General features: G+C 46.6%; 12 protein-coding genes. 4 read left to right on the plus strand and 8 right to left on the minus strand.

Annotated features, from left to right (window positions below):
* The first annotated feature begins 44 nt into the window (after nucleotides 1-44).
* From MKZ04_RS13775 to MKZ04_RS13785, 3 genes are all read left to right on the plus strand, one after another.
* The gene (locus tag MKZ04_RS13775; RefSeq protein ID WP_025810722.1) at nucleotides 45-740 is read left to right on the plus strand and encodes an ArsR/SmtB family transcription factor; all 696 of its coding nucleotides are present in this window, start codon (nucleotides 45-47) and stop codon (nucleotides 738-740) included.
* Nucleotides 741-994: 254 nt separating this feature from the next.
* Nucleotides 995-1,450: a ribonuclease gene (locus MKZ04_RS13780; RefSeq protein WP_026580150.1), complete on the plus strand. Its 456-nt coding sequence runs from the start codon at nucleotides 995-997 to the stop codon at nucleotides 1,448-1,450.
* A 4-nt stretch (nucleotides 1,451-1,454) separates the two neighbouring features.
* Entirely contained in the window at nucleotides 1,455-1,730 is a 276-nt protein-coding gene (locus tag MKZ04_RS13785; RefSeq protein ID WP_020453055.1) for a barstar family protein, read from the plus strand.
* 65 nt (nucleotides 1,731-1,795) lie between these two features.
* Here MKZ04_RS13785 and MKZ04_RS13790 read toward each other — a convergent pair whose 3' ends face one another.
* The 8 genes from MKZ04_RS13790 to MKZ04_RS13825 all read right to left on the minus strand — a co-directional run bounded on the left by MKZ04_RS13790 (nucleotide 1,796) and on the right by MKZ04_RS13825 (nucleotide 9,192).
* Nucleotides 1,796-2,554, minus strand: a complete 759-nt coding sequence (locus tag MKZ04_RS13790) for an arylamine N-acetyltransferase (protein WP_020453056.1) — start codon at nucleotides 2,552-2,554, stop codon at nucleotides 1,796-1,798.
* 45 nt (nucleotides 2,555-2,599) lie between these two features.
* Nucleotides 2,600-2,869 (minus strand): HPr family phosphocarrier protein, encoded by a 270-nt coding sequence (locus MKZ04_RS13795; protein WP_020453057.1) that lies wholly within the window; start codon nucleotides 2,867-2,869, stop codon nucleotides 2,600-2,602.
* Between the two features lie 17 nt (nucleotides 2,870-2,886).
* A complete protein-coding gene (gene whiA, locus MKZ04_RS13800) occupies nucleotides 2,887-3,837 on the minus strand; it encodes a DNA-binding protein WhiA (protein WP_026580153.1) in 951 nt (316 codons plus the stop codon).
* A gap of 28 nt (nucleotides 3,838-3,865) precedes the next feature.
* Entirely contained in the window at nucleotides 3,866-4,819 is a 954-nt protein-coding gene (locus MKZ04_RS13805; RefSeq protein ID WP_023856351.1) for a gluconeogenesis factor YvcK family protein, read from the minus strand.
* Between the two features lies 1 nt (nucleotide 4,820).
* On the minus strand, nucleotides 4,821-5,708 hold the full coding sequence (gene rapZ, locus MKZ04_RS13810; protein WP_020453060.1) for an RNase adapter RapZ: 888 nt from the start codon (nucleotides 5,706-5,708) through the stop codon (nucleotides 4,821-4,823).
* 21 nt (nucleotides 5,709-5,729) lie between these two features.
* Nucleotides 5,730-6,194, minus strand: coding sequence for an 8-oxo-dGTP diphosphatase (locus MKZ04_RS13815; protein WP_026580154.1), 465 nt, complete (start codon nucleotides 6,192-6,194; stop codon nucleotides 5,730-5,732).
* A 420-nt stretch (nucleotides 6,195-6,614) separates the two neighbouring features.
* Nucleotides 6,615-7,565, minus strand: coding sequence for a thioredoxin-disulfide reductase (gene trxB, locus MKZ04_RS13820; RefSeq protein WP_020453061.1), 951 nt, complete (start codon nucleotides 7,563-7,565; stop codon nucleotides 6,615-6,617).
* Between the two features lie 166 nt (nucleotides 7,566-7,731).
* Nucleotides 7,732-9,192: a tetratricopeptide repeat protein gene (locus tag MKZ04_RS13825; RefSeq protein ID WP_105979695.1), complete on the minus strand. Its 1,461-nt coding sequence runs from the start codon at nucleotides 9,190-9,192 to the stop codon at nucleotides 7,732-7,734.
* A gap of 294 nt (nucleotides 9,193-9,486) precedes the next feature.
* On the opposite strand from MKZ04_RS13825, the gene MKZ04_RS13830 reads away from it, so the two are divergent.
* A complete protein-coding gene (locus MKZ04_RS13830; protein ID WP_341046157.1) occupies nucleotides 9,487-9,984 on the plus strand; it encodes a GNAT family N-acetyltransferase in 498 nt (165 codons plus the stop codon).
* The last annotated feature ends 16 nt before the right edge of the window (nucleotides 9,985-10,000 follow it).

Consider the following 10,000-nt stretch of genomic DNA (forward strand, 5'->3'; position numbering starts at 1 on the left):
TCAATTAACATCGAAGTATCGATTACATTTTAGGAGGAAGTGTCATGACCGTGAATCCGAATATCGCCGAGGTCGCCAAGCTTGTCACCGATCCGTCGCGGGCCGCGATTTTAACCGCATTGCTTGATGACCGGTTTTATACAGCTACCGAGCTGGCCGGGTATGCGGGAATCAAACAGCAGACAGCAAGCTTTCACCTTTCCAAACTGCTTGACGCCGAAATGCTGACATGCCGGAAGCAAGGACGGCACCGCTATTACCGGCTCAAAGATGGCAAGGTTGCACAATCACTGGAAACTCTGCTCAACATAGCCCCCCCTGCTGAAATTCGCTCTTTCCGGCAGTCAGCCGAAGATCGGGCGGTCAGAAAAGCGCGGACATGCTATGATCACTTGGCTGGATCGCTCGGCGTCACACTTGCGGAGCGGCTCGTGGAGATGGGCGTGTTGAAAGAAGAAGAGACGGCTTTTACCGTGACTGAAGCAGGAGAATTATTTTTGAAGGAACTTGGCATCGATGTTGGGGAAGTCAAAAAGAAACGGCGCTCTTTTTGCCATAAATGCCTGGATTGGAGTGAAAGGCGGCATCACATTGCCGGTGCCCTGGGCTCCGCACTGCTCGACGCTTTTATCCGCATGGGCTGGATCGAGCGGCCCCCGCGCACACGGGCCGTTGCAGTCACGCCCGCGGGCGCAAAGGAACTTTACCGCCTATTTCATATTTCCATTGAAAAGAACTGATGAAAAGCAGTTGGTTTTTTCTTCAAATCTTGACTAACATTCCGGGAGTCAAATAGGAAACCGCGGCGATCCGTTCCCGTCCTCGGGTTTCATGGAAAATTTACAATACTATAATGATTTCTGAGCATGTTTTGAGGTACAATTCAATATGATTACAGACGGAATAGAAATGAGGAAATGCGGCTGTTCAATCCCATGAAGGCACATTCTTCATGTTTATGCTATAAAGTCTAAAGATGGGGAGGACTTTATCCGTGAAAAAAATATTATCCACACTTGCGCTTGGGATTGTTCTCGCGCTCGGCTTTCTGGCGGGGAACCTTTTTACAAGCTCAGCTGAAGGGCCGCATGCAGAAAAAGGCAGCACCGTTCAGTCAAATGAGGTCATTAATACGTTTGAAGGTGTTGCCGACTATATCGTGAAATACGGCAGGCTGCCTGACAACTTCATCACAAAAGCCGAAGCGGCAAAATTAGGGTGGGACCCGCAAAAAGGCAATCTCGCAGAAGTAGCGCCTGGAAAAAGCATCGGCGGCGATATCTTTCAAAACAGAGAAAAGCTGCTTCCAGATGCGGCCGGACGCGTATGGAGAGAAGCCGACATCAACTATACATCGGGATTCAGGGGGTCAGACCGGATCGTCTATTCCAACGACAGACTGGTTTATAAAACAACTGACCACTATAAAACGTTTACGAGAATGAGATGATCATATGAAACAAGTCACTTTAAACGGAGACAAGATCACGAGTGTATCAGACCTTCACCAAACATTAAAAGAACAGCTGGAGCTTCCGGACTACTATGGCGAGAACCTTGACGCGCTGTGGGATTGTCTGACCGGCTGGGTCGGCATGCCTTTGCTGATCGAGTGGAAGAATATCGAAAAAAGCCGGATTTACTTGGGCGATCAAGCCGAAGCATATTTGCAGCTTTTTCGCGAAGCCGAAGAAACTCTGGACGGCTTTCAGCTGAAAACAGAAGGATAAAACAGAAAACGAGCGGGCGCTGCAGACAGGCGTCCGCTTATTTAATTGATGCGCGCAGCGGTGCTTCAGTCAAAAAAGGCTTGAACGAAAATGGTCTGGAAATCTCCGGCGTTCACATCTTCTTTCGTCAAACCGCTTCCGGTTTGCTTTGTGAAGTGATCCTTCGACAAAATTAACTTTCCGTCCATTGTCAGCTTGGAAGCGAGCGGGTTTTTATTAAAGGGAGACGCTTCCTCATCGAAAATCGCATCCCGCACGCACGCAAGCGCCGCTTCATCGATTGGCGTCAGCGAAAATGCGTAGCCGGTCTGCCACCCCTCTCCCTTATCCATTTCAAGAAGGTAATCTCCTTTATCTGTCTTTGTTTTCCTGATACGGTAAGCTCCTGTTTTTGAGGTGATGGGTTCACCTGAGAACGGAACGGGGGCAAGCGGCAGGTTGATGCCGAATCCAGTATCAAGCAAATAGGTTTCATCGCTTTCCCGCAGAATAACGGCGACATGCGTTCCCGTCAGCGCCCACGCCTGTTCTTTTGGATTAAAAACCGTCCCGCGAACCATGTGTACGGAAAAGCCGAGCTCTGTCAGCACATGGTAAAGAAAAGCGTTCAAATCATAGCATAAACCGCCTCTTTTATTGTTCAGCAAGGCTTCCGTCAGCCCTGTTTTTGTCATCGAAATCCGTTCGTTTCTTAAAACCGCGCCATTTTCAAAAGGAAACTGTAAAGCCAGCAGCGATAAAAATTCGGGCAAGTCAGCAAATGTCACCTGCTGACCGGGCTTGTATCCAATCCTTTTAAACAGCGAATCAAGCATCGTCGTCATCGGTTATTCTCCTTCCGCTTTGAATCGATGAGAAAAAGCCAAACCTCATAAAGGTTTAGCTTTTTTCTCTTGAACATATGCAGTCAATGCAGCAAGAGCATCTTGTTCATCGGAACCGTCGGCGATCAGCGTGACTTCCGATCCGGAGCTGACAGCTAGGCTCATCAGCCCCATGATGCTTTTGGCATTCACTTTTTTATCTCCCTTTTCCAGAAAAATATCTGATTGAAAACGGTTTGCTTCTTGAACAAACAATGCCGCCGGGCGCGCTTGAAGCCCCGTTTTCAAAAGAATTTCCACTTTTTGTTGAACCATACGATCTCCCCCATTCCCTATTTTAAAGAGACAGATTGTCCTGAACGCAGCTGCTCAGCTATTTCATCCAGTTTCCTAAGCCTGTGATTGATGCCCGATTTGCTGATTTTTCCGCTCGACACCATTTCCCCGAGCTCCTTTAAGGTTACTTCCTGATAATCGATGCGGAGCTGGGCGATTTCCCTCAGCTTTTCCGGTAGCGCATCAAGCCCGATTCTTTCGTCGATCAGCTTAATGTTTTCCACCTGCCTCAGAGAAGCGCCGATCGTTTTGTTTAGATTGGCTGTCTCGCAATTGACGAGCCGGTTGACCGAGTTTCTCATATCGCGCACGATCCGGACGTCTTCAAAGCGGAGCAGCGAATTATGAGCGCCGATCACATTCAAAAACTCGGTAATTTTTTCAGCTTCCTTCAGATACGTGATGTATCCTTTTTTCCGCTCAAGCGTTTTGCTGTTTAAATGAAACTGATTCATGAGCCTGCACAATGAATCATTATGCTCTTTATACAGCGAAAAAATTTCGAGGTGGTAAGAAGATGTCTCGGGATTATTGACAGAACCCCCGGCTAAAAAAGCCCCTCTCATATAAGAACGTTTGCAGCAACGTTTTTTGACCAAGTCTTCCGAGATGTTTCTGGCAATGACAAAGTTGTCTCCGAGTATTTTCAGGTCCTCGAGAATCAGCTTGGCACTTTCGATCAGGCGTACGATGTAGACATTGTTTTTTTTCAGTCTCATTTTCTTTCGAACGAGCAGTTCAACGGAAACATCGTATTGTTTCTTCAGCAATGTGTAAATTCTTCTGGCGATGGCCGCGTTCTCGGTCTGGACGTCGAGAACCACTTTTCGGTTTGAGAAAGACAATGAACCGTTCATCCGAATGAGGGCAGAGAGCTCTGCTTTCGCGCAGCAATCTTTTACTTCAAGGTTTGTAAGTTCTTTTTTCGTTTCCGATGCAAATGACATATTATGGACACCCCCATTCCAAGGCCTGCTATTCTTTTAACAAATCAACAAGTAGCGAAGCGACTTTATGTGTATCATGACGGATCACACCATTCTCGTATGTCACAATCTGATCTTTGATGACCTCAAGCCCCATCGCAGACAGATCATCAATGTTAAACTGGACGGGCTGTGCCTGCTCCTTCGCATAGCGCTCCCGGATATCGTCCGGGATTTCCTCATTGTTGACGAGGATCGTATCGATAAACGGACCGCCCATATGCTGGTTAAGCGCTTTTACATGATCAGCTGCACTGTAGTACAGCGTTTCTCCCGGCTGGGTCATCACATTGCAAATATAAACTTTTTTTGCCGGGGCGTTTAATATTTCTTCCCTTATCTTCGGAACGAGAAGATTCGGCAAGATGCTCGTATACAGGCTTCCCGGGCCGAGAAGAATCAGGTCGGCGCCGCGGATTACATCAATCGTTTCCGGAACGGGTTCGATTTTTTCAGGTGTTAAAAACACCCGTTTAATCCGCTTACCGTAAGACGGTATCGTCGATTCCCCTGATATGATCTGTCCGTCATCCATTTCCGCATGAAGGACAACACTGGTATTAGCCGCGGGCAGAACCCTTCCCCTCACATTTAAAACTTTGCTCATTTCAGTGACGGCGTGAAAGAAATCACCGGTTATATTCGTCATCGCCGCCAAAATCAAATTTCCCAATGAATGGCCGATTAAATCGCCGCCTTTAGAGAAGCGGTGCTGGAACAGATCTTCAACAAGCGGTTCAACATCAGACAGTGCAGCGAGCACATTTCTGATGTCCCCCGGAGGGGGAATTTTAAGCTCATCGCGCAGCCTCCCCGAGCTTCCGCCGTCATCTGCGACCGTCACAATCGCCGTAATGTCAACCGGATGTTGCTTCAATCCTCTGAGCAATACCGAAAGGCCTGTTCCTCCGCCAAAGATTGCGATTTTTTTCTGATCTGCCATGCTATTTTCTGCTTTTCTTCTCGATGTCCCGGTGAGTAACATGAGTATAGTAGTCCTTTTTATAATAATCGGCAAGGTATTCAGCAAGCGTCACCGAGCGATGCTGTCCGCCTGTGCAGCCAATCGCGATGACTAGCTGGCTTTTACCTTCGCGCTTATATGACGGAAGCATAAAGCTCAGCAGCTCGGTCAGTTTTTCAAGAAACTTTTGTGTTTCGTTCCATTTCATCACATACGAAGATACTTCCTGATCTTTTCCCGTCAACGGCCTCATGCTATCGATATAGTACGGATTCGGAAGAAACCTTACGTCGAACACTAGATCCGCATCGATCGGTAATCCGTATTTAAACCCGAATGACATTACATTCACTGTAAAGGTATGTCCATGATCTGCCGCAAAATGCTGGACAATTTTTTCGCGCAAGTCCCTCGGTTTCATATCGGATGTATCATAAATGATTTGAGAGCGGCCTTTCAACTCTTCGAGAAGCTCCCGTTCCGTTCGGATACCCTCAAGCGGCAGGCCAGTTGTCGCAAGGGGGTGGGACCTTCTTGTCTCTTTATATCTTGAAACGAGAACCAAATCCTTGGCATCTAAAAATAAAATTCGCGGGGTAATCCAAGATGTTTCCCCAATCTCGTCAAGCGCTTCAATCAGGCTGTCAAAAAACTCGCGGCCGCGCAAATCCATAACAAGGGCAACTTTGCTCATTTTTGAACTTGATTCCTTCATCAGCTCCAAAAATTTCGGCAGCAAAGATGGCGGCAGATTATCGACACAGAAAAAACCGAGATCCTCAAAGCTTTGAATCGCCACTGTTTTTCCTGCCCCTGACATTCCGGTTATGATCACAAGCTGTATATCATGGCCTCCATTCGCATTCATGCTTCTCTCCCCCTCTTATGTTTATTCGCCTTGCGGGTCGAGGCGATAGGACAGCAATTCAAAGTCAGGCGTATACGTAAAGGTGCCGTGAAGCAGTCCTTTGCCTTTCAGCATAAAATCCAGAATATGGACGTCTCCCGGCGCCATCGGCAGGCTCCCGACGTCTGCCGCCTGATGCCACTCGATGATGCCTTCTTCCGATTCTTCTACATGTTTGCCTGTATAATGATCGGCGACGAATGTGAACATCATCCATTCAGATACGACCTGATCATTTTCTTTTATGATAAAGGTGAATATCCCTTTCAGCTGCGGGTTCAGCACATACAAGCCCGTCTCTTCGCGGTATTCCCTGATGACGGCGTCCCTGACGGTTTCCCCGCTTTCCATTTTGCCGCCGGGGGCTACCCACCAGCCTCGTCTGGGCTTTTGCAGCAACAGGACTTTATCACCTGAAGTCAGCACACAATTCGTCACTCTTTGCAAAGTCTGTCACCCATCCTTTTATTCCTTCAATTCTTTTTTCTATTATACCGCTTCCTGTCCCCGCTCACAATGAACATGCAGTTCCGCCGCGAAAATCGCTTTTTTCCGGACTGCTTTAAGGCTTTTCCCGGGTAAAACTTAAAGAAACGGCTTTTTCAGCGAATGGAAGCGCTTGCGAAAACCGTTCTTTCATTCTATTTTACAGCAAAAATAGACGTTTCAATATTGAAATTTGAACAACTTGTGAAATTTGTAAAAATTTCTCTTTGTGGAAAAATAAAACAAAAAAAGGACACGGATAGGATCATCCGTGTCAATAAAATTCATTATAAAAGGGGGTCAATTACTATACCCATCATAACGAATAATTGTTTCACTGGTGTTACAGGGCGGTTAAATCATGATGACGATAAAAATACATTATTTTACAGCCTTTTCTTTCTCTTTCAGCTCTTCGATATAGTGCTGAACGCTTTGTGCAGCAATGCTTCCGTCGCCTGTTGCTGTTACGATTTGGCGAAGGGTTTTCTCGCGGATATCGCCCGCTGCAAAAATACCTTCGACTTTTGTTTCCATCTGTTCATTTGTCACGATGTAGCCCTCTTCATTTGTAATGCCGAGGTTTTTGAACGGCTCTGAAAGCGGCAGCATGCCGATGTAGATAAAGACGCCGTCAGTCCGGAACTCTTCTTCTTCGCCTGTGACCGTATCGACCAGCGTTACTTTACCGACCTTTCCGTCTTTTTCATGAATTTCCTTGACCGTCTTGTTCCAGAGAAAGTCGACTTTTTCGTTGTCAAACGCGCGCGCCTGTAGGATGCTTTGCGCTCTCAGCTTATCGCGGCGGTGGACGATCGTGACTTTCGAAGCGAAACGGGTTAAGTACACGCCTTCTTCAACAGCGGAGTCCCCTCCTCCGACAACGACGAGCTCTTTGTTTTTAAAGAATGCGCCGTCACAAACCGCACAATAAGATACACCGCGGCCGCCAAGCTCTTTTTCGCCAGGTACGCCGAGCTTCTTATATTCGGCGCCTGCTGTGATGATGACCGCACGCGCTTTAAATTCTTTTGATCCCGCTTTGACGATCTTGTAGTCTCCTTCATCGACGACTTCTTTTATATCGCCATACGCATACTCAGCGCCGAACTTTTTCGCATGTTCAAACATTTTATTTGAAAGCTCTGGTCCCAGAATGCTTTCAAATCCCGGATAGTTTTCGACATCCTCCGTATTGGCCATCTGTCCGCCCGGAACGCCTCTTTCAACCATTAAAGTCGACAGGTTCGCCCTTGACGTATAAACGGCTGCCGTCATTCCCGCAGGACCTGCTCCGATAATAATGACGTCATACATCTTTTCTTCTGACACAATGTTCACTCCTTCATGAATCTTATGCTGTCAAGCAGTCCATTTCTGTTAAATAAGATTCCCTTCTTATATCTTCCTTACCCATATCCTATAAAATATCATGAATAATCGCTATTTTTTTGCTCACATAATAAAACAGGCTGAACAGTGAAGTTCACACCTGTTTCTATAGATGTTCTTTTAATGTACGTTCATACTTTGAAAGCGTTCCGGGCGAGATATGGAAGATTTTTGCGGTTTCAGCTTTTGTCAGCCGCTCCTGATGCTCGGTCTTCCAAATGTAATAGATCGCCGCGGCAAGCCCGCCGGCATTTTTCAGCTGAAGGCCGTAAGCCCTGATCTGCTGAATGACATGAAAAATCCAAAAGCACATGGCCTCCTGTTCCATCGCTGACTGATCTGCTTGTTCAATCGCTTTCGCAGTTCTGTAAGCAAGAAGCGCGTCTTTTGAATCAACGGCTGCACTGCTTTCCCCGTAAAGCACAAGCCTGACAAACTGATCTTCAAACGGCGTTTTTGCCATCTGTGAATCAAGCACCGCTTTCAGCTGGGCCTTTTCCCCTTTTCTTCCGCTGATATAGTACGCGGCAAGGCGCTCCTCAAGCGGCCGCTGGACAGGTTTCTTTTCCTTCCGTTCTTTCCACGGCTCCATGCGGGCGTCATCCGGATACTCTTCCTGCATCTTTTTCCATACAGACCGGGCAAATTGAGTGCGGCCGGTGTAGTAAGCCGAGCAGGCGAGCCAGTAATAAAAGGTCTCATCCCCTTCAAATCCCATGCGGTAGAGTGATTTCAGCCATTTATAGCCGAGATCGTATCTGCCGACGAGGGACAGCGTGGCGCCGAGCTTATACCTTTGCTCAAACAGCATCGGATAAACATTGGAAAGCTGTTCGGAAAGCGCCTCGACCTTATCGTCCCGTCGTTCATAGTGATAAAAAATAAGAAGATTGCAAAGCGCATGCAGGTTTCCATGGCTTTTTTCCAAGACCGAAAAAATCGTCGTTTTGGCTTTCTGAATGTCTCCGGCATAAAAATATGCCAGTGCAAGGTTGTTGTAAGCTGACCAAAACTCGGGGTAATCGGAAGTGATTTCTTCAAGCATCACGATCGATTCCTGAAGCTGGCCATTTTCCAGCAGTGATTTCGCCCGATCCTGTTTCAGAATCAAGTCGTCCTGATCAAACTGCGAATAGCCCTCATCTTCCTCTCCCATATCCAATAAATCAAGGAGCTCTGCATTTTCCTCGCTGAACTCGCCGTCCGGGTCTTCTTTTAAATAAGTCTCCGCTGCTTTATAGGCTTCGTGAAAAAGGCCGAGGTGCGCATAGTTGTTCGCTTTAAAATAATAACATTCAGTCATTTTTTCGTTGATGTTCGTCAGGATAAAGTCCAAAAGTTCATTTGATTGCTGGTAAAATCCCATTTCAGTGTAAATAACAGCAAGTTGGGACAGCATTCCCGTGTTTTCCGGTTCAAGAAAAATCGCTCTCTGAATGAGCTTGCTTGCGCGGGATAAATTGCGTTCTCTATATGCTTTGAGCCCTTTATGATAAAAATATTGCCCATCTTGGAACAGTTGGACAATTCTCGAATCTTTATGGTGTTCAGAAGTGTACTTTCCCACAGATACCCTCCATTTCAAACTATATACCGTGAGTAGTATAACATAGTTTCCAGCAGGCTTAATAGGCCAAAAACAAGTTTCGAGAAAATTCTCTTCATTTTCCACATATGGTTTTTTCACCATTTTATTCCTGACGTTTGCCGCACCGGAGCGCATAGGGCTTTCAGAAGGTTCAAGGTAGGTTTTATATCGGAAGTACGCTTTTTATTTTAACCAGGGCAAAATCTTTTTTTAGCACTAGATAGTGACGAATATACGTTCCCATTGTATGATCATAGAAAGGGGGTTCATCATGTGAAAAAAAGCGGATCAATACAATTGAAGCATTTCTTGGAAGAACATTCAGCTGCGCTTCTCGAATTCGAGCTTCCTGAAGAACAGCATCGATTTACCGCGTTGCCGAAAGAGGTTTTAAAACAGACGGACGGTCAGTTTCCAATCGTAATTTTAAGCGAAGGCGAACCCGTCGGATTTTTTATCCTGCATGCGACCGATAGGGTAAAAGACTATGCGGACAACCCGGACGCCATGCTGTTAACGGCGCTATCCATCGACAGAAAGCACCAGGGAAAAGGTTTTGCAAAAGAAGGAATGCTCAAGCTTCCTGAGTTTGTCGCCAAGGAGTTCACCCATTGTCATGAAATCGTGCTGGTTGTGAACGTGAAAAACACCGCGGCCCAGCACCTGTATGTGAAAGCCGGATTTGCAGACACAGGGGAAAGAAAAATGGGGCCGATCGGAGAGCAAATCGTAATGAAATTAAACACGGGAAAACACCCAAAAGGCAGTTAGCTTTTTGGGTGTAAGC

The organism is Bacillus sp. FSL W7-1354, assembly GCF_038002405.1.
Classification (GTDB): Bacteria; Bacillota; Bacilli; order Bacillales; family Bacillaceae; genus Bacillus; species Bacillus paralicheniformis.

Excerpts from the sequence above, each read along its gene's own strand:
- MKZ04_RS13775 (WP_025810722.1), top strand. The coding sequence starts at position 45 with ATGACCGTGAATCCGAATATCGCCGAGGTCGCCAAGCTTGTCACCGAT.
- MKZ04_RS13785 (WP_020453055.1), top strand. The coding sequence starts at position 1,455 with ATGAAACAAGTCACTTTAAACGGAGACAAGATCACGAGTGTATCAGAC.
- MKZ04_RS13790 (WP_020453056.1), bottom strand. The coding sequence starts at position 2,554 with ATGACGACGATGCTTGATTCGCTGTTTAAAAGGATTGGATACAAGCCC.
- MKZ04_RS13795 (WP_020453057.1), bottom strand. The coding sequence starts at position 2,869 with ATGGTTCAACAAAAAGTGGAAATTCTTTTGAAAACGGGGCTTCAAGCG.
- whiA (WP_026580153.1), bottom strand. The coding sequence starts at position 3,837 with ATGTCATTTGCATCGGAAACGAAAAAAGAACTTACAAACCTTGAAGTA.
- MKZ04_RS13805 (WP_023856351.1), bottom strand. The coding sequence starts at position 4,819 with ATGGCAGATCAGAAAAAAATCGCAATCTTTGGCGGAGGAACAGGCCTT.
- rapZ (WP_020453060.1), bottom strand. The coding sequence starts at position 5,708 with ATGAATGCGAATGGAGGCCATGATATACAGCTTGTGATCATAACCGGA.